The sequence below is a fragment of the Brevundimonas alba genome (genome assembly GCF_011927945.1).
Lineage (GTDB): Bacteria > Pseudomonadota > Alphaproteobacteria > Caulobacterales > Caulobacteraceae > Brevundimonas > Brevundimonas alba.
Genome location: NZ_JAATJM010000001.1, coordinates 1,532,822 through 1,556,063 on the forward strand (window position 1 = coordinate 1,532,822; position 23,242 = coordinate 1,556,063).

21 protein-coding genes, 1 tRNA gene and 1 other RNA gene are annotated in these 23,242 nt (G+C 68.3%); 7 read left to right on the forward strand and 16 right to left on the reverse strand.

What is annotated here, in order from left to right; genetic code table 11:
- Positions 1-63 precede the first annotated feature (63 nt).
- Positions 64-2,163 carry a TonB-dependent receptor plug domain-containing protein gene (locus GGQ87_RS07595; RefSeq protein ID WP_168046178.1) on the reverse strand — a complete coding sequence of 700 codons (2,100 nt, stop codon included), beginning with the start codon at positions 2,161-2,163 and terminating at the stop codon, positions 64-66.
- 298 nt (positions 2,164-2,461) lie between these two features.
- Here GGQ87_RS07595 and GGQ87_RS07600 point away from each other — a divergent pair, with 298 nt between their 5' ends.
- Positions 2,462-3,727 carry an AAA family ATPase gene (locus GGQ87_RS07600; protein WP_168046180.1) on the forward strand — a complete coding sequence of 422 codons (1,266 nt, stop codon included), beginning with the start codon at positions 2,462-2,464 and terminating at the stop codon, positions 3,725-3,727.
- 159 nt (positions 3,728-3,886) lie between these two features.
- Here the strand turns inward: GGQ87_RS07600 and GGQ87_RS07605 are convergent, their stop codons facing one another.
- Both GGQ87_RS07605 and GGQ87_RS07610 read right to left on the reverse strand, forming a co-directional pair.
- Complete coding sequence (locus tag GGQ87_RS07605; RefSeq protein WP_168046182.1) at positions 3,887-4,567, reverse strand: HNH endonuclease; 681 nt, start codon at positions 4,565-4,567, stop codon at positions 3,887-3,889.
- A gap of 5 nt (positions 4,568-4,572) precedes the next feature.
- Complete coding sequence (locus GGQ87_RS07610) at positions 4,573-4,779, reverse strand: helix-turn-helix domain-containing protein (protein ID WP_168046184.1); 207 nt, start codon at positions 4,777-4,779, stop codon at positions 4,573-4,575.
- Between the two features lie 84 nt (positions 4,780-4,863).
- Between GGQ87_RS07610 and GGQ87_RS07615 the strand changes: the two genes are divergently transcribed.
- On the forward strand, positions 4,864-5,046 hold the full coding sequence (locus GGQ87_RS07615; RefSeq protein ID WP_168046186.1) for a hypothetical protein: 183 nt from the start codon (positions 4,864-4,866) through the stop codon (positions 5,044-5,046).
- Between the two features lie 107 nt (positions 5,047-5,153).
- Here GGQ87_RS07615 and GGQ87_RS07620 read toward each other — a convergent pair.
- The 7 genes from GGQ87_RS07620 to GGQ87_RS07650 all read right to left on the reverse strand — a co-directional run bounded on the left by GGQ87_RS07620 (position 5,154) and on the right by GGQ87_RS07650 (position 9,491).
- Positions 5,154-5,225, reverse strand: a tRNA-Gly gene (locus GGQ87_RS07620).
- 81 nt (positions 5,226-5,306) lie between these two features.
- Complete coding sequence (locus GGQ87_RS07625) at positions 5,307-6,254, reverse strand: TraB/GumN family protein (protein ID WP_168046188.1); 948 nt, start codon at positions 6,252-6,254, stop codon at positions 5,307-5,309.
- Entirely contained in the window at positions 6,254-6,463 is a 210-nt protein-coding gene (locus GGQ87_RS07630; protein WP_168046190.1) for a helix-turn-helix transcriptional regulator, read from the reverse strand. The genes GGQ87_RS07625 and GGQ87_RS07630 overlap by 1 nt, the downstream gene beginning before the upstream one ends.
- Before the next feature lie 10 nt (positions 6,464-6,473).
- The gene (locus GGQ87_RS07635; protein WP_168046193.1) at positions 6,474-6,920 is read right to left on the reverse strand and encodes a hypothetical protein; all 447 of its coding nucleotides are present in this window, start codon (positions 6,918-6,920) and stop codon (positions 6,474-6,476) included.
- 91 nt (positions 6,921-7,011) lie between these two features.
- A complete protein-coding gene (locus GGQ87_RS07640; RefSeq protein WP_168046195.1) occupies positions 7,012-8,271 on the reverse strand; it encodes a DNA recombination protein RmuC in 1,260 nt (419 codons plus the stop codon).
- A gap of 286 nt (positions 8,272-8,557) precedes the next feature.
- Positions 8,558-9,160 carry a recombination mediator RecR gene (gene recR / locus GGQ87_RS07645; RefSeq protein WP_168046197.1) on the reverse strand — a complete coding sequence of 201 codons (603 nt, stop codon included), beginning with the start codon at positions 9,158-9,160 and terminating at the stop codon, positions 8,558-8,560.
- Between the two features lies 1 nt (position 9,161).
- Entirely contained in the window at positions 9,162-9,491 is a 330-nt protein-coding gene (locus GGQ87_RS07650) for a YbaB/EbfC family nucleoid-associated protein (RefSeq protein WP_168047416.1), read from the reverse strand.
- Positions 9,492-9,649: 158 nt separating this feature from the next.
- Here GGQ87_RS07650 and GGQ87_RS07655 point away from each other — a divergent pair, with 158 nt between their 5' ends.
- A complete protein-coding gene (locus tag GGQ87_RS07655; RefSeq protein WP_168046199.1) occupies positions 9,650-10,264 on the forward strand; it encodes a malonic semialdehyde reductase in 615 nt (204 codons plus the stop codon).
- A 52-nt stretch (positions 10,265-10,316) separates the two neighbouring features.
- Here GGQ87_RS07655 and GGQ87_RS07660 read toward each other — a convergent pair whose 3' ends face one another.
- The 3 genes from GGQ87_RS07660 to ffs form a co-directional block, all read right to left on the reverse strand.
- Positions 10,317-12,299 (reverse strand): hybrid sensor histidine kinase/response regulator, encoded by a 1,983-nt coding sequence (locus tag GGQ87_RS07660; protein ID WP_245161433.1) that lies wholly within the window; start codon positions 12,297-12,299, stop codon positions 10,317-10,319.
- A gap of 137 nt (positions 12,300-12,436) precedes the next feature.
- The gene (locus GGQ87_RS07665; RefSeq protein ID WP_168046201.1) at positions 12,437-14,344 is read right to left on the reverse strand and encodes a DNA polymerase III subunit gamma/tau; all 1,908 of its coding nucleotides are present in this window, start codon (positions 14,342-14,344) and stop codon (positions 12,437-12,439) included.
- A gap of 173 nt (positions 14,345-14,517) precedes the next feature.
- An RNA gene (gene ffs / locus GGQ87_RS07670) (signal recognition particle sRNA small type) lies at positions 14,518-14,611 on the reverse strand.
- A gap of 57 nt (positions 14,612-14,668) precedes the next feature.
- Between ffs and nudC the strand changes: the two genes are divergently transcribed.
- Positions 14,669-15,595, forward strand: coding sequence for an NAD(+) diphosphatase (nudC, locus tag GGQ87_RS07675; protein WP_168046203.1), 927 nt, complete (start codon positions 14,669-14,671; stop codon positions 15,593-15,595).
- 54 nt (positions 15,596-15,649) lie between these two features.
- A complete protein-coding gene (locus GGQ87_RS07680; protein WP_168046205.1) occupies positions 15,650-16,027 on the forward strand; it encodes a four helix bundle protein in 378 nt (125 codons plus the stop codon).
- Here the strand turns inward: GGQ87_RS07680 and GGQ87_RS07685 are convergent.
- Positions 16,017-16,751, reverse strand: coding sequence for a 3-deoxy-manno-octulosonate cytidylyltransferase (locus GGQ87_RS07685; RefSeq protein WP_168046207.1), 735 nt, complete (start codon positions 16,749-16,751; stop codon positions 16,017-16,019). The genes GGQ87_RS07680 and GGQ87_RS07685 overlap by 11 nt on opposite strands.
- Positions 16,752-16,901: 150 nt before the next feature.
- On the opposite strand from GGQ87_RS07685, the gene GGQ87_RS07690 reads away from it, so the two are divergent.
- Positions 16,902-17,648: a c-type cytochrome gene (locus GGQ87_RS07690; protein WP_168046209.1), complete on the forward strand. Its 747-nt coding sequence runs from the start codon at positions 16,902-16,904 to the stop codon at positions 17,646-17,648.
- Between the two features lie 54 nt (positions 17,649-17,702).
- Here GGQ87_RS07690 and GGQ87_RS07695 read toward each other — a convergent pair whose 3' ends face one another.
- Positions 17,703-19,016, reverse strand: a complete 1,314-nt coding sequence (locus GGQ87_RS07695) for an ammonium transporter (protein WP_168046211.1) — start codon at positions 19,014-19,016, stop codon at positions 17,703-17,705.
- A 298-nt stretch (positions 19,017-19,314) separates the two neighbouring features.
- Here GGQ87_RS07695 and GGQ87_RS07700 point away from each other — a divergent pair, with 298 nt between their 5' ends.
- Positions 19,315-22,125, forward strand: a complete 2,811-nt coding sequence (locus tag GGQ87_RS07700; RefSeq protein ID WP_168046213.1) for a M16 family metallopeptidase — start codon at positions 19,315-19,317, stop codon at positions 22,123-22,125.
- Between the two features lie 62 nt (positions 22,126-22,187).
- Here GGQ87_RS07700 and GGQ87_RS07705 read toward each other — a convergent pair whose 3' ends face one another.
- Positions 22,188-23,207, reverse strand: a complete 1,020-nt coding sequence (locus GGQ87_RS07705; RefSeq protein ID WP_168046215.1) for an NAD-dependent epimerase/dehydratase family protein — start codon at positions 23,205-23,207, stop codon at positions 22,188-22,190.
- Positions 23,208-23,242: the final 35 nt, after the last annotated feature.

The following is a 23,242-nucleotide window of genomic DNA, read 5'->3' on the forward strand; positions in this document are numbered from 1 at the left end:
GCGGGGCCTCGCGGCTCCGCCCTTTTTGTTTGCGCTATCGTCCGTCGGACGGATTGAGCTTCGTCAGAAGCTCTTGCGGACCTGCACGAACACCCACGGGCTCATCGTCGTGCGGCGAACCTCGCGGAAGGCGACCGGGGAGACGTCCCGGGGACCCGCATAGATCTCGCGGTCATAGCCGAGCTCGCGATCGGCGATGTTGGCGTAGTCGATCTTGATGGTCAGGTCCGCAGACGGCTTCCACTGGGCGTAGAGGGTGATGAAGGGCTCCTGGTAGAGGGATCGCACCTCGCGCACCCGGAACAGCCGTCCCTTGTCGATGTTGCAGCCGTGGTCGAAGCCGTAGGACCACTTTCCGCCCTGCAGGTCGTGGTTGAAGTTCACGCCGCAGCCGAAAGCCTGGTTGCCCTGGAAGCGGCGGGTCTCGCCGGTCAGGGGGTCGGTCACCTCGGTGTGGACCCAGCTGCCGCGCGCCTGCAGGCGGGCATTTGGGATGCCCAGCTTGTCCATCGGGAGGGTGAGGCGGGTTTCCAGCACGTCGAACGAGCCGTCGCCGATGTTGCCCACGCCGTCGAAGCCGCCGGTCAGGGGGATGATGTCCACCACGTCCTCGACCTCGCCGTGCTGGGCCATGATCGTCAGGGCGCCTTCGCCCCAGAAGCGACGTTCGTAGACGGCTTCCAGCAGGGTGGTCTTGTCCGGCTCGAGGTCGGGGTTGCCGCCCTCGACCTGGCCGATGTCGATGTCAGCCGAGGCGACGAAGTCGCCGAAGTCCAGCTGTCCGACCTGCCGCTCGGCCCGGAGGCGGAACTGGTGGCCCTCCCAAGGGGTCCAGGTCAGTTGCACCCGGGGTTTGGGATAGACGAAGGACTTGGTCAGATCGCTGTCGCCGGACTGGCTGATCTCGGAGACCTCGACCCGCAGGCCGGCTTCGAGGGTCAGTTTCGGGCTCGGGCGCCAAGTGGCCTGTCCGAACACTTCGCCGCGCAGTTCCTCGACCTTGACCGAGGACGACGGCAGCGGGATCTGCACGCCGTTTTCCTCATAGGCCGTGGCGCTGTCGAGGAAGTTGTAGGCGACCTCGCCGCCGCCCTCGAAGGCCCAGCGGTCGTTCGGGCGGAAGCGCAGCACGGCGCGGCCGATGGACTCGCCCTGGCTGCTGTCCTCGGAGAAGGTCGAACTGTTCGGACCGCTCTCGGAGACACCGACATAGTCCTGGGCGCCGTAGCGCTGCAGGCCGACGAGTTCGAGGCCGAGGCGGGGGGACAGGTCGCGGGTCCAGTTGACGCCGAGCTCGCTGTTGACGGACTCGACGTCCTCGTCGTTGAAGCTGTCGATGCCGGCGCCCGAGCGGATCAGGACGTCCTGCGAACTCTCGCTGCCGAACCAGCCCAGCAGCCCGTTCACCTTCAGGCTGCCGCCGGCGAACGGACGCTGGATGGCGCCGGTGCCGCGCACGTTGCGGAAGCGGTCCCAGAGGACGAGGTCGGCGTCCTGGATCAGGGCGCCGGACGGATCGTAGCGGCGGCGGAAGCCCTCGCCGGTGCCGTCGGTGCGGTCGGTGGTGGCGCTGAACGATCCCTCGATCGAGTTCTCGCCCTCGCGACGGGAATAGGAGCCTGCGATGATCGGGCCGAGGTAGCCGTCGGGATACATGTAGGTGTTGAGCTCGAGCACCCGCTCGACGGTGACGGTGCGGCGCAGGACGACGTTGGCGACCACAGACTGGCCCTGCATGTCGATGCCCGGCGCGCCGCCGCGGATCAGCTCGATGCGCTCGACGCTGTCGGCGGAGATGCGGCGCAGGACCTGGTCGAGACCGTCGCTCTTGGACGAGGGCCGGTCGCCGTCGATGAGGACGTTGCCGGCGGCCCCGGCATAGCCGCGCGTGCCGTTGTCGCCGGGGTTGAAGCCAAAGCCTGGCAGGCGGGCGATCATGTCCAGCGCCGTGTCCGGCCGCGAGTCGGCGAAGAAGGCCGGCTCGAAGACCAGCACGCCCTGCTGGGTGGCGTCGACCTCGGGCGCGGACTGCACGGGGCCGGTCGGCACGGGTGCGCGGGCGGCGCTGTCGGGGGTCGGCGACTGGGCCGGGGTGGTCTGCGCCAGGGCAGGCGCGGCCAGTACGGTCAGGGCGGCGGTGGCCAGCCAGATGGTCTTGTTCATAGGTCCCTCTCCAAGTGAGGGGACCGTGCCCGCGGCCCCGGGAGGGCTCCAGTTACAAGCCTGACAGGTGGATTAAATCGGAGACAGGCTTGCGGCGGAGGGGTGTCGCAAGGCTGGAGCGGCCGGCGGGAATCGAACCCGCGACATTCAGCTTGGGAAGCGTGCTTTGTCCTAGCAACATCAGTTGGATACTTCCCAACTACGCCCGGGGCGGCGCTAACCGATACAATGCGTTGAAGCGGTTTTCCCAACCGCCGCCCCGAGTGGTAATGTCCCCGTTTCCTCTGGAGATTGCGCGTTGGTCCAGCCTGGTCGCTTCAACCCATTCCGCCCGAATAACATGGTCAACCCGGGCATGTTTGTCGGTCGCGTGGATGAGCTTCAGGCCGTCGATCGCTGTCTGTTCCAGGCGAAGAATGGAAACCCCCAGCACTTTCTTGTGCTCGGCGAGCGTGGGATCGGGAAGTCCTCGCTTCTCTACTATGTGGAGTTAATCGCCTCGGGGAAGATTAAGGGCTTCAACCAAGTCGGAATGCGGTTCCTCACCGTCTCGATCGACCTAGGAAACTGCCCCACACAGTTCGACATCATTCGGAAGATCGCTCGCGGCCTCAAGCAAGCTGCCGGGGAGCATCTGATTGCCAGAGAGGCCGCCAAAGCGCTCTGGAACTGGCTGACCAACTGGGAAGTGCTTGGAGTTAAATACCAGAAGACATCCACCGAGATGGACAGCGAGGAGGTTATGGAGGACCTCGTCACCCGCCTCAGCGCCTTTTGTAGTGAAACTGTCGGGCATCTGGACGGGGTCCTCTTCCTCATAGACGAGGCGGACCGTCCCCATTCAGATGCGGGGCTGGGGGCGCTGCTAAAGTTCTTCACCGAGCGGCTCGCGCGCAAAAGCTGCAACAACGTGATCGTTGGTATGGCTGGCCTGCCGAGCGTTATGACCCGACTTCGGGAAAGCCACGAGTCGTCGCCGCGGCTGTTTCACACGCTGCCTCTGGAACCCTTGGAAGTCTCGGAGAGAAAGCAGGTGGTGGAGATCGGCCTGCTCAACGCGGCCGAGAAAAACCATGTGGCCACCCGGGCTACTCCTGAAGCCCTGAGTTTCATCGCAGAGCTTTCAGAAGGCTACCCTCACTTTGTCCAACAGTTCGCGTATGATGCGTTCGAGCAGGACCACGACGACGTGATCGACGTCGAGGATGTTGGCATCGGTGCGTACAAGGAGGGCGGCGCCCTTTCGCAGCTCGGCGACAAGTATTTCGCTGAGATGTACCACGCCCGGATAGGCTCTGAAGATTATCGCCGCGTGCTGAATGCGATGGCCCCCTACGGGGACGGTTGGGTGTCACGCAAGGACATCATCTGCGAGTCTGGCGTCTCTGAAACGAACGTCACCAACGCATTAGGCACCCTGAAGCAGAAGAACATCATCATCCAAGATGAGTCGCGGAGGGGGTTTTATCGGCTTCCGACCAAATCCTTCGGTGCGTGGATCAACGCCATCAAAGCGGCGAAGCAGAAGACCGAAGGGCAAAGTGGCGAACTATTTCTAGGCTGATGAGAGCTAGCGTCCGTTATGAGCCATTGGGATCCATTAGGGTCCATTAGGGTCCATTAGGGCCCATTAGGGTCCATTAGGTTCCGCCAGCTCTCGTTCATGAAGCTGAAAGTTCGGTAACCTCGGGACGCCCTTTCGCACATTGGGTGTTATGCGAAATCAGAGCGGGATGATCCGGGCGACGCGCCCTTCAATGTCTGACCGCCGCGCCGCCCGATCAGACGCATGATGAAGCGCCCGATGGCAGTTGGGGCAAATCGCAACAGCGTTTTCCACGATGTCTGGACCACCCTCGCCGAGGGGCTTCAGATGATGCACCTCAAGGAACGGTCCGGAGGCGGTCTGGAATGGGGCGGCGGATTGGCAGCCTTCACATACGCCGGCGGCGGCCTGAAGCACCCAGGCGACTACCTTCGGGTCGCGTTTGTGGACGACAACCGTGGTGGTCTTCGTCGGGGGGGTCTGATTGCCCGGTGGCTTGCTCGTGAGCGTTCCCCTGAGAGCCTGCGCCCGCGCGCTCAGTTCTTCCCTGTCGAACGTCGCCTCGTCCTCTTGAGCGTCCCATAGCTCGACAATGCGACGCCTGACGTTCGTACCAACCCTGGTCTGGGTAAGTCCGAACCTAGCAGTGTGCGGCCGGCCGGCGTCTTTTAGGGCGACGGCCACGTTTGACAGCCGTCGGGATGCTTTGTCCTGCGCGCGATTGGGGAGTGCTTTCGCCAGACCTTTCGAGATGTCGACGGGTTTGAAGTCCACACCCCGGGCCTCGAGATCCATCGCCAGTCGGAAGTGACGGATGGCTTCCGCCAGTTCGTCGTCGCTCCAGAGGTTCTGCGCCATGAGTGCTACTCGCGGATCAAATCAGCGGGGGTCACGCCCAGGGCCTTCGCGAGGCGAGCCAGCACCAACAGACTTGGATTCCGCTTCCCCCGTTCAATCCCGCCAACATACGTAAGGTCAAGGTCGGCGTCGAACGCGAGCTGCTCTTGGGTCATCTGCCGCGCCTGGCGGAGCCGGCGCACATTCCCCCCAACGATCGCCCGCCAATCCATTCAGAGATAGGCGGCTGTCGGGCATATAGTCACTAGGGACGATAGTCCCTATTCAGCACGCCCCACACATCTGGCGGCGCGTCTTTGTCCCAACCCGAAAATGCGCGTTCTGTCGCCGCCCTCTTCGAGGCGCTGGACGAGGTCGGGCGCGAGGTGGAATCCGTGACCGTGCATACCGACGGTCGCATCGAGTTCACCCTCACCAAGCCCACGCCGCCGAACGCGCTCGACCTCTGGCGGCACAGCCGTCGAGCGCCGAAAAGCTGACGTTCTTCGTTGCGGTTCAAACGACTAACGCCCGACCAGCAGCGTGGTTGGGAGCGGACGTCCGCAGTGAGTGGCTGCTAAGATATTGATTTGTAATCTGAAGGCGGAGCGGCCGGCGGGAATCGAACCCGCGACATTCAGCTTGGGAAGCTGACGTTCTACCTCTGAACTACGGCCGCGACCGGGTCGCCGATCGGAGGCGGACCATAGCTTCGCGCCGGCAAAAGAAAAGGCCCGGCGCGGCGGCCGGGCCTGTTCGTTCAGTTGATCCGTTCGACGCGGACGCCGCGGCGGTTGAGCATCGACTGCACGCTGTCGCCGCCGGCGAGGTGGGCGGAGCCGACGGCGATGAAGACGGTGCCGGAGCCGTCCAGCATGGTCTGGATCTGGTTGGCCCAGTTGGTGTTCCGCTTGACCAGCAGGGCCTCGTAGAGGGCGCGGTCGGCGCGGCGCATCGGCTGGACGCCGAGCCGGTCGATGGCGCGGACGTCGCCCGTCGACCAGGCCTCGACCAGACGATCCAGATCGGTGGAGGCGCTTTCGAAGTCCTCCAGTGTGCTGCGCAGGAAGGCCAGCTGGTCGTCTTCGGGGAAGCCGGCGAGGATGCGGACCTGCTCGTCGATCGTCTCGAAGCCGCCGACCTCCTTGCCGGCCGCGGTGGCGCGCGCCTTCAGGCCGAGCTCGACGCCGGACATCGGATCGTAGCCGGCATTGGTCAGCGGGGCGACGGAGAGGGTCAGGGCCGCGAGCCACGGGCGCATCGGATCGAGCGCCGCGCCGCTGGCGCCCATGGTCTGGGCGGCGGCGTCGAGTTTGACCCGTTCCTCGGCGTTCAGCAGGCTGGACAGCGGGCGCTCGGGAGACAGGCCACGCTGCTGGACGAGGGGCACGATGGCCGCCTGATCGTCGGGGTTGGAGATCTCCAGAACCACGCGGTCGGCGCTGTCGAAGGCGTTCTCGATCCGGGCCCAGCGCCACAGGGTGGTGGGGCGCAGCACGTGGACGGTGCCGAACAGATAGAGGGTGGAGTCCTCGTCGCGGACGACCCAGAGGGCCGGGCCGCCGGAGCTGGAGACGGGTGCGGAGGCGGCGGCTGCGTTGGCTTGAGCGAGCGCGGCGGCGGGCTGGAAGAGCAGGGCGGCGGCGATGCCGAGGCCGAGAACAGCGCGGAAGGGGCCGGCGAGGCGGCGGGGCTTGAAGGCGGACATCAGGCGGCGGGTCCTTGTTCGGTGTCGATGAAGATGGCTTCGATGGGTTGGGCGAAGACGCGGGCGATGCGGAAGGCGAGGGGCAGGGACGGGTCGTAGCGGCCCGTCTCCAGCGCGTTGACGGTCTGGCGGGAGACGCCGAGCCGCTCCGCCAGATCGGCCTGGCTCCAGTCGCGTTCGGCGCGCAGCACCTTGAGGCGGTTGTTCATGCGGCGGCTCCTAGCGGTGCTTCAGCCACCACACCGCCCAGGCGATGCCGTAGCCGGCCAGCTGGAACAGCAGGATGGTCCACATGCCGCCGACGATGAGCTCGGGGGCGGTGAGACCCGCCGGGGCCGCGACGGCGTCTCCGCCGACGGCGGTCAGGGAGACGAGCAGGATCGCGCCGACCGCCATGCCGCCGGACCCGCCCCACCACCAGGCCCATTTGTGAGCCTCACGGGCCGCCTCGTCGATGCCGCGCCACCACCAGATGCAGGCGGCGAAACCGACCGCCATGCCGAAGGTCATGGCGGCGACAGTCAGGGCGAGGCCGAGCTGTCCCGGCTGGTCGCCGAGCAGGGCCCGGGCGGCGCCGACAACACCGCCGACCAGGCCGACGCCCAGCAGCATCAGGACATAGGTTCCGAGCCCGAAGGGCTTTCTGGGGCGGCCGGCGGAGTTCATGAGGAGGTCCCTGTCGCGATGACAAGGGTGTTTTACATCAGCCGCCGTCGGTGTCAAGCAGGCTTGTCATCGTCCCCGCGAGACCTCGCGGCTAGCCGGCCACCCGTTCGGGGGCGGGCGCGATCAGTTCCGGGCGGGACAGGGCGCGCGGCGTCTGTTCGACCGGGATCAGGTCGGGCAGATCCTTGCCCTCGTGGTCGACCTGCAGATCCTCGAAGCGTCGGGCGGAGACCATGACCTGGCTCTCGAGCGAACCGACGAACTGGTTGTAGCGGCCGACGGCGGCCTCCAGCGCCTTGCCGACGGACGCCGCGTGGCCGCCCATCACCGACAGGCGCTTGTAGAGTTCCTTGCCGAGCCGGGCGACGTCTTCGGCATTCTTCGCCTGCTCCTCCGCCCGCCAGCCGTAGGCCACGGCCTTGCACAGGGCGAACAGGGTGGTCGGGGTTACGATGACGACGCGCGAGGCCATGGCCGTCGTCATTAGCTCCGGTTCGTGGTCGAGGGCGGCGGCGAGGAAGGCGTCGCCCGGGACGAACATGGCCACGAAGTCGGGGCTGGGTTTGAACTGGTCCTGATAGGCCTTGGAGGCCAGCTGCCGCACGTGGGTCTTCATACTGGCGGCCGTGCGCAGGGAGGCGGCGAGGCGCTGGGCCTCCTCGTCCCCGTCGGTCTCATCCCCGAAGGCGAGCGACACCTTGGCGTCGATGACGAACATGCCGCCGCCCGGCAGGCGGACGATGAAGTCGGGGCGGGAGTGGCGGCCCTCCTCGTTGGCGGCCGAAGTCTGTTCCTCGAAATCGAAGCGGCCGGCCATGCCGGCGGCCTCGAGCACATTGCGGCAGGTCTGTTCGCCCCAGCGGCCGCGCCGGCCCGTATTGCCCTTGAGCGCCTCGGTGAGGCGGCGGGCTTCGTCGCGGGTGGCGGTGGAGGCGGTCATCAGCAGCTGAAGCTGCTCCTTGAGGCCGCCGGTCTCCTCGGCGCGGACCTTTTCGAGCGCCGCGACCTGTTCCTGGAACTGCTTCAGCGTGTCGGCGACCGGCTTGAGCTGGGCCTCCATCCGTTGCTGGGCCATCAGCTCGCGATTGCGGAAGGTCTCGTCGGTGCGCTTGAGCAGTTCCTCGGCGACCGTGTTGGCGGACTGGGCGGCCTGGGCGCGGAGGAGTTCGGTGGAGGTCGCCGCCTGATCCTCGAACAGCCGCATCCGGGCCTCGGTCTCGGCGTGACGCTCGCGCAGTTCCCAGGCGCGGGTCTCGGCCGCGGCGGCGCGTCGGCGCTCCATCAGGGCCCAGCCGAGGGCGATCAGGGCGACGACGGAGGCGGCGAAAAAGGCGACGAGCGAAGCGTTCATGCTCCGTTCCTTACCGGGAGTCGCGAGGCGCCGCCATGGCGGGCGGCGAATGGAAGACGGGCCTTGGCCACGGGCGAGCAGGGCAGCGCGGACCCGCGAAATGGCCGTCGAAAAACGTCGGCCAGTGCGGCCACTTCGGCCACTTCCATCTGATGCATTCGACCCTCTCCATCCCGCCGGTACGCCGCAGGGACACGATAGCCGGGGGCTGCGTCAGGATCGGTCGTAGGTCCCGCTCTCTCCGTCAGTCCCGGGTCGAGCCGGAGAATGACAGGATTGGATCGACCTACGCCGGCCTTCGTTGCCGCAAGGCCTGGATGATCGTCCCGTCGTCGAGCCAGTCGAGTTCGCCGCCGACGGGGACGCCGCGGGCGAGGGAGGTGATCTCGACGCCGGAGCCGGCGACCCGCTCGGCGATATAGTGGGCGGTGGTCTGGCCGTCGACGGTGGCGGGCAGGGCCAGAACCACCTCCTTCGCCTCGCCGCCCCGGACGCGGCCGACCAGTTCGGCGACCCGCAGGGCGTCAGGGCCGATGCCGTCCAGCGCGGACAGCAGGCCGCCGAGCACGTGATATTTGCCGCGGAAGGCGCCCGACCGCTCCATGGCCCACAGGGCTCCGGCCTCCTCGACGACGCAGATCAGGCCGTTGTCACGGGAGCCGTCGGAGCAGATCGAACAGGGGTCGCGGGTGTCGGGCGCGCCGCACACTGAGCAGGAGGTGACCTTGTCCGCCGTCTCCTGCAAAGAGGCGGCGAGGGGGACCAGCAGTTGGTCGCGCTTCTTGAGCAGGGCGAGGGCCGCGCGCCGGGCCGAACGCGGACCCATGCCGGGCAGCTTGGCAAGCAGCGAGATCAGGCGCTCGATTTCGGGTCCTGCGGAAGCGGCCAAGTCAGAACAGCTTGGGCATGCCGGGGATGTTCATCCCGGCCATGGGGCCGGCGGCCTCGCGCATCAGGGCGGAGTTGACCTCGTCCAGCTTGCGCTTGGCGTCGGCGTGGGCGGCGACGATCAGGTCGGCGAGGATTTCGGTGTCGCCGGGGACCATCAGGCTGTCGTCGATCCGGACAGACGTCACCTCGCCGGGGCCTTTGAGATCGACGGTGACGAGGCCGCCGCCGGAGGTGCCAGAGGCGGTGGTTTCGGCCATTTTGGCCTGGGCGTCCTGCAGCTTCTGCTGCATCGCCTGGGCCTGCTGCATGAGGGCGTTGAGGTCTTTCATGGAGCCTAGATAGGCCTCGCCGCCCCGGCCCCGCAAGGGATCGGACAAGCGTGGCCATATTCGCAACAGTTTTTGTGCTTGATCCCCTTGCGCGCGCTCCGAACGGACCTAATTAGCAATCACTGCTGTTGCTAATGCCGATCAGGAGGGTTTTCCCCATGGCCTACGATTCCACCGTCGTCCGCGACCGCCCGCTGTCCGACAGCGCCTTGGCCCAGCTGTTCACCGAGGCCCGGACGCGCAACGCCTGGTCGGACCGACCGGTTTCGGAAGACCTGCTGCGCAAGCTGTACGAGCTGACCAAATTCGGACCGACGGCGGTGAACAACACGCCCGCGCGCTTCGTGTTCGTGACCTCGCCCGAGGCCAAGGCCCGGCTGGCCCCGCACATGTCGGAAGGCAACCGCGCCAAGACGCTGCAGGCGCCGGTCAATGTGATCATCGGCCAGGACATTGACTTCCATGAGCATCTGCCGGTGCTGTTCCCGCATGCGCCGGGGGCGAAGGACTGGTTCGCCGACGAGGCGGCCCGGCGCGAGGCGGCGTTCCGCAACAGCTCGCTGCAGGGCGGCTATTTCCTGCTGGCGGCGCGGGCGCTGGGGTTGGACGTCGGGCCGATGTCGGGGTTCGACCCGGCGGGCGTGAAGGCTGAGTTCTTCGCGGGCACGTCGGTGGAGCCGAACTTCATCGTCAACCTCGGCTACGGCACCGACGAGAACCTGTTCCCGCGCTCGCCCCGGCTGAGCTTCGAGGACGCGGCGCAAATCCTCTAGGCGCCTGAGTGTCATCCCGGCCGTAGCGCAAGGCGGCGGCCGGGACGGTCGGTCAGCCCGCCTCGATCAGTTCGCGGATACGGATGCCGAGCGAGTCCATGGCGAACGGCTTCGTCATCACATGCATGCCGGGAGCCAGATGTCCGTGGCTGAGCACGGCGTTCTCGGCGAAGCCGGTGATGAAGAGCACCTTCAGGTCTGGCCGCTTCGAGCGGGCGGCGTCGGCGACCTGCCGGCCGTTCAGCCCGCCGGGCAGGCCGACGTCGGTGATGAGCAGGTCCACCCGGGCGTCGGACTCGAGAACCTTGAGCCCCGTCGCTCCGTCCTCGGCCTCGATGGCGGTGTAGCCGAGGTCGGACAGGACTTCGCTGACGAGCATGCGAACGGTGGGCTCGTCGTCGATGACGAGCACGGTTTCGCCGGCCCCGCGGGGCACGGACGCGGGCTCGGGAAGCGGCTCGGCCAGTTCGCCTTCGCCGAGATGGCGGGGCAGGTAGATGCACAGCATCGTCCCCTGACCCAGCTCGGAATAGATGTTGGCGGCCCCGCCGGACTGTTTGGCGAAGCCATAGACCATCGACAGGCCCAGCCCGGTTCCGACGCCGATGGGTTTGGTGGTGAAGAAGGGGTCGAAGGCCTTGGCCTGAACCGCGGGCGTCATGCCGACGCCGGTGTCTGAGACGCAGACGGAGATGTACTGGCCCGGCTCCACGCCACGGTCGCGGGCGCTGCGCTGATCGAACCAGCGGTTGGCCGTCTCGATGGTGATCCGGCCACCGTCCGGCATGGCGTCCCGCGCGTTGATGCACAGGTTGAGGATGGCGTTCTCGAGCTGATGCGGGTCGATCAGGCTGGGCCACAGGCCGGCGGCGTTGACGGTCTCCAACTGAATGCCGGGACCGATGGTGCGGGAGATCAGGTCGCCCATGCCGGCGACGAGCTGTTTCACGTCCGTGGGTTTGGGCGAAAGCGTCTGCCGACGGGAGAAGGCGAGCAGCCGGTGGGTCAGGGACGCTGCGCGGTTCGCGGCGCCCTGGGCCGCGGTGATGAAGCGCGAGACCTCCGCCGTACGGCCTTGGGCGAGGCGGCTCTCGATCAGGTCCAGCGAGCCCGAGATGCCGGTCAGCAGGTTGTTGAAATCGTGGGCGAGGCCGCCCGTGAGCTGGCCGACGGCCTCCATCTTCTGGCTCTGACGGAGCATCTCCTCGCGGCGCAGGTCTTCGGTGATGTCCCGTCCGACGGTGTAGAACAGGCCCGAGCCCGGCGTGGAATCCGGAACCGCCGACCATGAGAAGGCGATCGGCTCGCCCTCCTGAGTGAGAAGACGGACGAGGAATTGATGGACGGGTACGCCCTTCATCAGTGCGGCGATGACGTTGACTGTCTCGTCCAGATCGTCGGGATGGATGATCTCGGCGAAGGGTCTGGCCAGCAGGTCCTCTTCGGATCGGCCAAGCGCGCTGGACCAGGCCGGGTTTATCGACTTGAGATAGCCGTCGAAGGTGGCGATGCCGAACAGGTCGCGCGACATCTCGAACAGCCGCTGCCGTTCGATCGCTGATTGACGTTGCGCCAGAACCTGGCTGGTCGTTTCGAGGCAGGAACAGAACATGCCTCCGACCCGGTCATCCTCGTCGAGGACCGGCGAATAGGAGAAGGTCCACCAGGTCTCCTCGAGATAGCCGTGGCGGTTCATGGTGAGGGGCAGGTTCTCGGACCAGGTCGCCTCGCCGGCCAGGGCGCGGTCGATGAGCGGCCGGATGTCGTCCCAGATCTCAGCCCAGATATGCTGGAACGGCTTGCCGAGGGCGGAGGGGTGTTTGCTGCCGAGGATGTCGGCATAGGCGTCGTTGTAGATGAAGGTCAGGTCCTCGCCCCAGGCGACGAACATCGGCTGGCGAGAGTTGAGCGCGATATCGACGGCCGTCTTCAGGGAGCGGGGCCAGTCGGCGACGGGGCCGAGGGGCGTGGCCTCCCAGTCGAGGCGCTCGACGCTTTGGGCCATGCCGACGGGAACGGGGTCCTGCGCGCTCAATCCAGATTCCTTGCTGGCGCGGGCCACGCCGCGCGGACCGGAGATTGCTCAAAAGCGTGACGGTGGCTGGCGTTCCCGCGAACCGTGAATTGGATCGCGCAGGGACGGGCTGAAGACGCGGCCAACCCGCGCGGGCGTCAGTCCTCTTCGCCAGCCTCGTCCGGGATCACCGGCAATTCCACGGGGGCGGCCAGCGTCTTGATCTCGCCGATCTTGGCGCCGGGGAAGGCCTCCATGACGGCGACGATGAAGGGGTCGGCCTCGATCTGCGCGCGTTCCTCGGCGCGCTTGCGGCGGTCGATCTCGATCATGGTCTCGCCGCCGCCCTGACCGTTGGCGGCGATCAGCCAGGTGCGGCCTGTCCACTCCTTGAGGCGTGACGAGAGGCGGCGGGCGAGGTCGATTGGCGCGCCCTGGATGCTTTCGTAGGTGATGGCGCCGGGTTTGAAGGCGACGGGGCGGACGTAGCGCTGGACGTCCATCTGCAGGCCGACCTCGCGCTTCTCGCCGATCAGGGCGACGACCTGTTCGAACGACTGCGGGTCGGGGAGGGCCGGAGCCTGCACCGGGCGGGCCGCGAGCTCGGCCGAGGCGCCGCCGCCTCCGCCGCCGGAGGGGCCGCGCGGGGCCGAGCCGCCGCCGGGCATGGGCTCGCCGTCGCGGAGGGCCTTGAGGGCCTCTTCCGGTCCGGGCAGGTCGGCGGCGTAGGCGAGGCGGACGATGGCCATCTCGACCGCGTCGGCGGGATTGGGCGCGCGGCGGACCTCGTCCAGCGCCTTGAGCAGCATCTGCCAGACGCGGGCGAGGGTGCCGGCCGAGATGACCGCGCCGAGGGCCGTCAGCTTCTGGGCCTGGTCGTTGGGCAGGCGGGTGGCCTGCGGGCCGAGCATCTTGGCGACCGAGGCGGCGTGGCAGTGTTCGAGCAGGTCGTTGGTCACCTGCACCGGATCGGCGCCGTAGCCGTAGAGGGTGCGGAACAGCTCCAGCGCCTCGGGCGTGCGGCCGGCCATGACGGCCTCGAACAGGGCGATGGTCTGGCTGCGGTCGGCGAGGCCGAGCATGTCGCGGACGACGGTGGTCTGGACCGTCTCGCCCTTTTCGCCCTGCACCAGCGCCTGATCGAGCAGGGACAGACCGTCGCGGACGGAGCCCTCGGCGGCGCGGGCGATCAGGGCCAGGGCGTCCTGCTCGATCTTCATGCCCTCGCGGTCGGCGATGCGGGCAAGGTGTTCGATCAGGATCTCGGGCTCGACGCGGCGCAGGTCGAAACGCTGGCAGCGGGACAGGATGGTCACCGGCACCTTGCGGATTTCCGTGGTGGCGAAGATGAACTTCGCGTGGGGCGGCGGCTCTTCCAGCGTCTTCAGCAGGGCGTTGAAGGCCTGGTTCGACAGCATGTGGACTTCGTCGAGGACGTAGACCTTGTAGCGCGCCTCGACCGGGGCGTAGCGGACGCTCTCGATGATGTCGCGGATGCCGTCGATGCCGGTGTGGGAGGCGGCGTCCATCTCGACCACGTCCATGTGCTGGCCGGCCATGATGGCGGCGTCGTGCCGGCCGTGGGCGGTGAGCTCCAGCGAGGGCCGCTCGATGACATCGGTCTCGTTGTTGAGGGCGCGGGCCAGCAGGCGGGCGGTGGTCGTCTTGCCGACGCCCCGCACGCCGGTGAGCATGAAGGCGTGGGCGATGCGGCCGGTGGCGAAGGCGTTGGTCAGGGTGCGGACCATGGCCTCCTGGCCGATCAGGTCCTCGAAGGTGCGCGGGCGGTATTTGCGGGCGAGGACGGTGTAGGCCTCGCCGTCGTCGGTGTGGGCGGCGGGACCGTCGTCGGCGGGAGCGGGCGTCGTCTTCTTTGGAGCCTTGGGGGCCGGCGCTTCGGCGACGGCCGCGGGCACGGGTTCCGGCGCAGCGGCGGCTTCGGCCTCGCGCATGCCGGCGGGCTCGGGCGCGCCGAACATGTCGTCGGTGTTGGGATCGCGCTCCTCGGCTTCGGGCGCGTCCTCCTCCCACGGGGGGCTTTCGAGACTCGGGTCGACGTCGCTCATGGTCCCGTCTTAGCGCGGGGGGGCGCGGGGGCGAAGGGGGTGCGGGAAGGGAGTTGTGGGTGGTCGGCCAGCCCCTCCACCGCTTCGCGGTCCCCCTCCCCACTGCGTGGGGAGAAAACGCGCTCAAGCAGCGAGGCTCCGCGAGCCGAGCGGTAGCGCACTAACAAAGAGGGAGAAGTGGAGACCGCGACCCGAAGGGGAATTCGTTGTGGCTGCTGCCTTCCGGCCCTGACCAGGTTGGCGAAGCCTTCGCCCGCGATCTCCGAGCGGGGATATGACGATTCCGGCTCGCGGATGCAAGCGCCGGCTTGCTAGACAGGCGCCATGCCTCTTCCCGCGCTGAACACCTTCGCCGGCAATCCGCTCGATCGGGCGGGGGACCGGCGGAACGATCCCGACTGGCTGGCCGAGCAGGCCTCCGACCCGGAAGCGCTGGCGCTGGTGCTGTGGGAAGGACGGCCGCTGCTGGAGGCGGGCGGGGAGCCCCGGCTGGCGTGGCTGGCCATGAGCCATGCGCGGGCAGTCGTTCCGGACCGGGAGCTGTTCCTCGGCCTGTGGAAGGGCGCGCCGGTGTTCGCGGTCGAGGTCGAGGGGACGGTCGATCCGTCGGCCGGGCCGCTGCAGGGACTGGGCGCCTTTCATGAGATGCGCGAGGCGGCGGCGCTGTTGCCGGCGCCGGACGCCGCCATGGCGGGGACGGCGAAGTCGCTGTTCGACTGGCGGCGGCGGCACGGCTTCTGCGCCGCCTGCGGGGTGCAGACCGGGAACGCCTGCGGAGGCTGGAAGCGTGTGTGCCCGGCCTGCGCCACGGAGCATTTCCCGCGGGTCGATCCGGTGACGATCATGTTGGCGGTCTACAGAGGCGGAGCCGAGCCGCGTTGTCTGCTGGGGCGGCAGGCGAGCTGGCCGGAGGGCCGGATGTCGGCGCTGGCGGGGTTCCTCGAGCCCGGCGAGACCATCGAGGAGGCCTGCGCGCGCGAGATCGAGGAGGAGGCGGGGCTGACGGTGACGGCGGTGCGCTATCATTCGAGCCAGCCGTGGCCGTTTCCGTCGCAGTTGATGATCGGGCTGATCTGCGAGGTCGATTCGGAGGACGCCGCGCCGGACCAGACGGAACTGGAAGCGGTGGTCTGGCTGACAAAGTCGGAGGCGGCCGCAGCGCTGGCCGGCGTTCACCCGACCATCAAGGCCCCGCCGAGGATCGCCATCGCCCGGACGCTGCTGCAGGCGTGGGTGGACGAAAGGGATTAGGGATCAGGGATTAGGGATTACAGTGTTCCTCCAGGGCTGTACTTTGGAGGCGACATGGCGATCCGATCACATCGCGATCTGGCGGTTTGGCAGAAGGGTATCGACCTTGCCTGCGGCGTGTATGCCCTCACGCGCTCTATGCCCAAGGAGGAAACCTATCGCCTATCCGGCCAGATCATTCGATGCTCCACTTCCATCTCCGCCAATATTGCCGAAGGGAATGCCCGAGGCACGCGCAAGGACTACGCGCACTTCATCAGCATCGCTCGAGGATCAGCGGCGGAGTTGGAAACCTTCCTAGTCATCATCAATCGCCTAGCATTGGCGCCGCGCGAGCAGGCCGAAGGCTTGTTGCGCGAGACGGAGGAGATTGGGCGAATGCTGACGGCGCTCAGGTCTCGCCTAGCCGCTCCTTCAATCCCTAATCCCTAATCCCTACTACCGCGCGCGCCGCTGCCAAGTCCGCCGGGCTGTCCACCGAGAGCGGGGCTTCGTCGATGACGGCGGCCCAGATCTGGAGCCCCATTTCGAGGGCGCGGAGCTGTTCCAGCTTTTCGCGGCGCTCCAGCGGTGAAGGCGGGGCGGCGCAGAAGCGTTCGAGGGCCGCGCGGCGGTAGCCGTAGAGGCCGATATGGCGCCAGACGGGTGCGTCGCCGTACAGGGTCGACCGGGTGAAATAGAGGGCGCGGCCGTGGGGCGCGCCTTCGGGGAGGGCGAGCACCGCCTTGACCACATCGGCATTGGCGCGGTCCGAGGCGTCGGCCTCACGGGCGACGAGGGTGGCGATGTCGCAGGACGGCTCGGCGTCCAGCAGGTTGGCGCAGGCGGTCGCGAGGCCGGGGTCGGCGAAGGGCATGTCGCCCTGCAGGTTGATCACCGCGTCGTGCCGGCCGTCCGGGTCGATGGCGTCGAGAGCCGCCCGGATGCGGTCGGAGCCGGACGGCAGATCGGGATCGGTCAGAACGGCGACCCCTCCGGCGGCCTCGACGGCCTCGACGATCTCGGGATCGCCGGCCGCGACCGCGACGGGCAGGCCCGATGCGACGGCCTGACGCCAGGCGCGGACGATCATCGGCTGGCCGCCGATGTCGGCGAGGGGCTTTCCGGGCAGGCGGGTCGCGGCCATTCGGGCCGGGATCAGAACGAGGGGGTTCATCGTTACCTTCCTGCCTGCGACGCCGGGACCGGGACAGGGACGCTCGGGGCCGGTTGCGAAGGTCGCGCTAGCGTGTAAGAGACGCCCACGCAAGAATCCGCCCGTCCGCACTCGCGGTCCGGGCCTCAAGAACGGGATGCGACGACGCGCATGAGCGGCGATCTGAACGCGAACAAGATTTTGGGCGCCGTGCTGGCGACCGCCTTCGTCATCGTCGGCGTGCAGCAGGTTACGGGCGCGATCTACCACAGCGAAGCCCCTGAAAAGATGGGCTACTTCGTCGACGCGCCGGAAGAGGCCGCGGGCGGAGCCGCCGAGGTCGAGCTGGCTCCCGACTGGGGCACCGTCCTGCCGACCGCCGATCTGGCCGCCGGCGAGGCCGCCTTCGCGCGCTGCCAGACGTGCCACAACATCGCCGCCGGCGGTCCGAACGGCACCGGCCCGAACCTGTACGGCGTCGTCGGCCGTGCGGTCGCCAGCCACGGGGGCTTCGCCTATTCCGACGCCATGGTCGCGCACAAAGCCGAGGCGCCGACCTGGTCTCTGGACGCGCTGGACGAGTTCCTGACCGCGCCGGGCCGCGTCGTGCAGGGCACCAAGATGTCGTTCGCCGGCATCCGCGACACCCAGACCCGGGTCAATCTGATCGCCTGGCTGCGTTCGCAAGGCTCGGGCGGCTACGCCATCCCGGCGCCCGATCCCACCCGCCAGCCGGGCGCTGCCCCGGCCGCCGGCGCGGCTCCGGCCGCCGAAGGCGCGCAGGACGCTGCGGCTGCGAACAACGGCCAGAACGGCGGTGCGCCGGAGACGGGCGCCGCCGCCCGTCCGGAAACCCAGACCTCGCCGGTGGCTCCGCCGCCGTCGGACAGCAACAGCAACAACAACACCGAACGCTAGGCCGCACGCCGGCCATGGCCTGAACGGGCGTCCGCAGCCGCGGACGCCCGTTTTCTATTGGTGGATGGTCTCGCCGTGCTGGGTGTAGTCGAGGCCCTCGATCTCCTCTTCCTTCGGCACCCGCAGGCCGGTGGTGAATTTGCACACCATCAGGATGAGGAAGGTGCCGACGCCGCTCCAGGCCACGACGGCCGCCAAGCCGATGGCCTGGTTCAGCAGGTTGGCGCTCGCGGCTGCGGGGTTGATCGCGGTGGTGGCGAAGACGCCGGTCAGCAGGGCCCCGACGATGCCGCCGACGCCGTGCAGTCCGAAGGCGTCGAGGCTGTCGTCGTATTTCAGCGCGCGCTTGAGCCAGACCGCGCCAGCGTAGCAGGCGGGGCCCGAGATCAGGCCGATGAAGAAGGCGCCCTTGGGGTCGACCAGACCGGCGGCGGGGGTGATGCCGACGAGGCCTGCGACCAGGCCGGACAGCAGGCCGAGCAGGGTCGGACGCCTGTGGTCGATCCACTCGACCACGATCCAGCCGATGGCGGCGGCCGCGGCCGCCAGAATGGTGTTGAAGGCGGCCACGCCCGCGATTCCGTCCGCGGCCCAGGCCGAGCCGGCGTTGAAGCCGAGCCATCCGACCAGCAGCAGGCCCGCCCCGATGGCGGTGAAGGCGAGGTTGTGCGGCGCCATGTTGTCCCGGCCGAAGCCGTGGCGGGGGCCCAGCACGAGCGCGGCCACAAGGCCGGCGACCCCGGCGTTGACGTGGACCACCGCGCCGCCGGCGAAGTCGAGGACGCCGAGCGAGCCCATCCAGCCGCCGCCCCAGACCTGATGGCAGATCGGCGCATAGACCAGCAGGTGCCACAGGAAGAAGAACAGGATGGAGGCCGAGAATTTGATCCGCTCGGCGAAGGCGCCGGCGATCAGGGCCGGGGTGATGATGGCGAAGGTCAGCTGGTAGGCGATCCACAGGAACTCGGGCAGGCCCGGCGCGAGGCTGTGCGCCGTGGACGGCGTGACGCCATTCAGGAAGGCGGCCTGCAATCCGCCGACGAAGCCGTTGGTCGCCACGCCGCTGGAGCCGAAGGACAGGCTGTAGCCGGCCACGAACCACAGCACGGTGACGATGGCGAAGGCGGCGGTGGAGTGGGCGAGGGTGGCGATGACGTTCTTGCGCCGCACCATGCCGCCGTAGAACAGGGCCAGCCCCGGCAGGGTCATCATCAGGACCAGGGCGGTCGAGGTCAGGATCCAGGCCGAGGACGCCTCGTTGAGCGCGAGCTGAGCCTGATGAGCCAGAAGGGCCGGGGCGGCCGAGGCTGAAGATACGGCGGCGAGGCTCGCGACAAGGGCGAGGGCGGCGGCGAGAAGTCGGTTCATGCGGCGTCCGGGCTGGGAGCTTCGAAATCTCGGCCCGAATCCGCGTCCGGCGCCACGGAGACAGACAGGACTATATTGCGCTGCAACAGGCAATAGATTTCGCAGACCGGCGTCTCACGTTTGGAAACGTGCCCCCTGTACGCCAGGCGGGGTCGACACAGCATGAACCTGCCTTCGGCCTTCGCAGGGGCGAACCCGAGCCGGGGGACGCGCGAAATTCGCCCCTTGCCAAGCAGCCGCGGGTTGTCGCCACTGTCGACAGCGCCTCGGCGCGACATGTCATTCAGGGGGTTATCTCATGCGCACTGCCCGTCTCGCACTGCTCGGAGGCGCGGCCTCGGCCGTCCTTCTCCTCGCCACCGCCGCACAGGCCCAGACTGTCGATGTGGCGGTCGCGCCGGCCGCCGCCGCGGCTCAGTCGAGGGAGCGGCTGGCGCCCCTGCCCGACGTCGACATCCCCTTCACCAAATTCACGCTCGACAACGGCCTGACGGTGATCGTCCACGAGGACCACAAGGCCCCGATCGTGGCGGTGAATATCTGGTACCACGTCGGTTCCAAGAACGAGCCCGAGGCCCGGTCCGGCTTCGCCCACCTGTTCGAACACCTGATGTTCAACGGGTCGGAGAACTACAACACCGACTTCTTCAAGGGCACGGAGCTGCTGGGCGCGACCGACCAGAACGGGACCACCAACACCGACCGCACCAACTATTTCCAGAACGTGCCGACGACGGCGCTCGATTCCATCCTGTGGCTGGAGAGCGACCGGATGGGCCACCTCATCGGCGCGATCGACCAGGCGCGTCTGGATGAGCAGCGCGGCGTCGTCCAGAACGAGAAGCGCCAGGGCGAGACCCAGCCGTACGGCCGCGTCTTCAACGCCATCACCGCCGCGACCTGGCCCGACGAGCATCCTTACGGCCACACCGTCATCGGTTCGATGGAGGACCTGAACGCCGCGGATGTGGCGACGGTGCAGCAGTGGTTCCGCGACTACTACGGCGCGGCCAACGCCGTGATCGTGCTGGCCGGCGACATCACGCCGGAAGTCGCGCGCGAGAAGGTGCAGCGCTACTTCGGCGATATTCCCTCGGGCCCGCCCGTCACCCAGCCGCGCCGCATGGTGGCGCCGATGGTCGGGGCCCAGCGCGAGGTCATGTACGACCGGGTCGGCCAGCCGCGCCTCTACAAGGTGTGGAACACCACCCCGTCCGGCGAGGCCGACACCGACTATCTGCAGATGGTCGCCGACGTCCTGACCTCGGGACGTTCGTCGCGTCTCTACAAGCGGCTGGTCATCGACGATCAGTTGGCGACGTCGGTGCAGGCCGGGGCGGGCGGACGCGAGATCGCGGGCCAGTTCACGGTCGTGGCCACGGCCAAGGCCGGCGGCGACCTCGGCCGGATCGAGGCTATCATCGACGAGGAGATGGCGCGTCTGCTGCGTGACGGCCCAACGGCGATCGAGCTGGAGCGGGTGCGGACGCAGACGGCCGCGGGCTATATCCGCGGTCTCGAGCGGATCGGCGGTTTCGGCGGCAAGTCCGATCGTCTGGCCCAGTCGGAGGTCTTCCTCGGCGATCCGGGCGCCTGGCGTACAAGCTACCAGCGGGTCGTCGATGCGACGCCGCGCAACCTGACCGACGCGGGCCGTCGCTGGCTGACTGACGGCAGCTACAGCCTCGAGGTCCTGCCGTTCCCGGATTATTCGGTGGCCCAGACCGGCGTCGACCGCAGCGCGGGCTTGCCGCCCGCCGGCCCGGCCGCCCAGGCCGTGTTCCCGAACGTGGAGCATGCCCAGCTGTCCAACGGCCTGAAGGTCCTGCTGGTCCAGCGCGAGGGCGTGCCGACCGTCAGCATGAATCTGGTGCTCGACGCCGGGGCGGTTGTCGATCCCGACGACAAGGCGGGTCTGGCCCAGCTGGCGCCGCAGGTGATGACCAATGGCACGGACGAGCTGACCGCGCTGGAAATCAGCGACCGGCTGCAGCTGCTGGGCGCCACGCTCGGCGCGGGCTCGGGCAGCAATGCCACCAATGTGTCGATGACGGCCCTGACGGCGCGGCTGGATCCGTCGCTGGATCTCTATGCCGACGTGATCCTGAACCCGGCCTTCCGTCAGGAAGATTTCCAGCGGGTGCAGGTGCAGCAGATCGCCGGCATCCAGCAGGGACGGCGCAACCCGGGCACCATCGCCCGCACGGTGCTGAACCGCGAGCTCTATGGTCCGACCAGCCCCTATGGCCGTCCGCTGTCGGGGACGGAGGCGACGGTGGGCGCGATCACGACCGCCGACGCCGAGGCCTGGCACGACACCTGGTTCCGGCCGGACAACGCCACCCTCGTCGTGGTCGGCGACGTCAGCCTGGCGGAACTGACGCCGAAGCTGGAGCGGGCCTTCGCCAACTGGCAGGCGCCGTCCTCGCCGATGCCGGCCAAGCCGGGCCCGGCCGACGCGCCGGACGCCGGGCCGGTGCGCGTCCTGATCGTGGACCGGGCGGGGCCGCAGTCGACCATCCTCGGCGGCCGCGTGGTGGATGCGTTCGATCCGGCCCGCGAGCCGGCCATCGACACCATGAACACCGCGCTCGGCGGCGCCTTCACCAGCCGGATCAACATGAACCTGCGTGAGGCCAAGGGCTGGTCCTACGGCGCGGGCGGCGGGGTGCCCTACGGCCGCGGCGAGCGGGTCTATTCCGTCAGCGCCGGGGTCCAGTCGGACAAGACGGCCGAGAGCCTGGCCGAGCTGCGCCGCGAGCTGACCGAGGTGGTGGGTACGCGCCCGCTGACCGACGAGGAGATCGCGGCGGCCCGTTCCAACATGGTGCAGGGCATGGCCGGCAACTGGGAAACCAATGCCGCCATCGCCGGCGAGCTTCAGAACATGGTCGTCTGGGGCGTGCCGGAAAACTACTACGACACCTACGCCCAGCGGGTTTCCGGCATGACCGGGCAGCAGGCGACGGAGGCGGCGCGCGCGGTGGTGGGCGCGGGGCCGACGACGTGGGTGGTGGTGGGCGACCGGGCCTCGATCGAGCCGAAGATCCGGGCGCTGAACATCGGCGAGGTGATCGTCGTCGACGCGGACGGCCGGCCGATCCAGTAGGCCTCTCGGGTGATGGCGAAGGGCGGGGCCGGCGACGGCTCCGCCCTTTCGTTTGCGTGGCGTCAGGCGCCGTAGAAGTCGCGGTACCAGTCAACGAAGCGGCGCACGCCGACGTCGATGGGGGTGGACTGGCTGTAGCCCAGAGCGGCCTGGGTCTCCGAGATGTCGGCCTCGGTGCGGGCGACGTCGCCGTCCTGCACCGGCATCAGATTGAGCTCGGCCTTGCGACCCAGCGCCTCCTCCAGCACCTCGATGTAGCGCATCAGCGGCTCGCGGCGGCCGGCACCGAGGTTGAGGATGCGCCACGGGGCCACGCCGCTGGTCGAGGGGTCCGGCCTGGTCGCATCCCACGCCGGATCGATGCGGGCCGGCTGGTCGAGGGCGGCGATCACGCCGGAGACGATGTCGTCCACATAGGTGAAGTCGCGCTCCATCTTGCCGTGGCCGTAGACGTCGATGGGGCGGCCCTCGAGGATGGCCTTGGTGAACTTGAACAGCGCCATGTCCGGCCGGCCCCACGGTCCGTAGACGGTGAAGAAGCGCAGGCCGGTCGAGGGGAAGCCGAACAGGTGGGAGTAGGAGTGGGCCATCGCCTCATTGGCGATCTTGGTGGCGGCATAGACCGTCATCGGATGGGCCACGCCCTGCTTCACCGAGAAGGGCAGGGCGCCGTTGGCCCCGAAGGCGGAACTGGTCGAGGCGAAGACCAGATGGTCGGCCTGCACGGCGCGGGCGCCTTCGAGGATGGTCAGGAAGCCGACGACGTTGGAGTCGATGTAGCTCTCGGGCTGTTCGAGGCTGTAGCGGACCCCCGCCTGGGCCCCGAGGTGGACGATGCGGCGGGGGGCGTGCTGCGCAAACAGGGCGGCCATGCCCGGGCGGTCGGCGAGGTCGAGGGTGTGGTGGATATAGTTCGGCTGGGCCTGCAGCCGTTCCAGCCGGGCCTGTTTCAGGGCCGGGTCGTAGTAGCTGTTGAGATTGTCGAGGCCGACCACCGTCTCGCCGCGCGCCAGCAGGCGCTGCGCCGTGTGGAAGCCGATGAAGCCGGCCGAACCGGTGACGAGGACGGGGCCCTTGCTCATCCGTCCTCGTTACCGCCCGCCGCCGCCGACCGCCA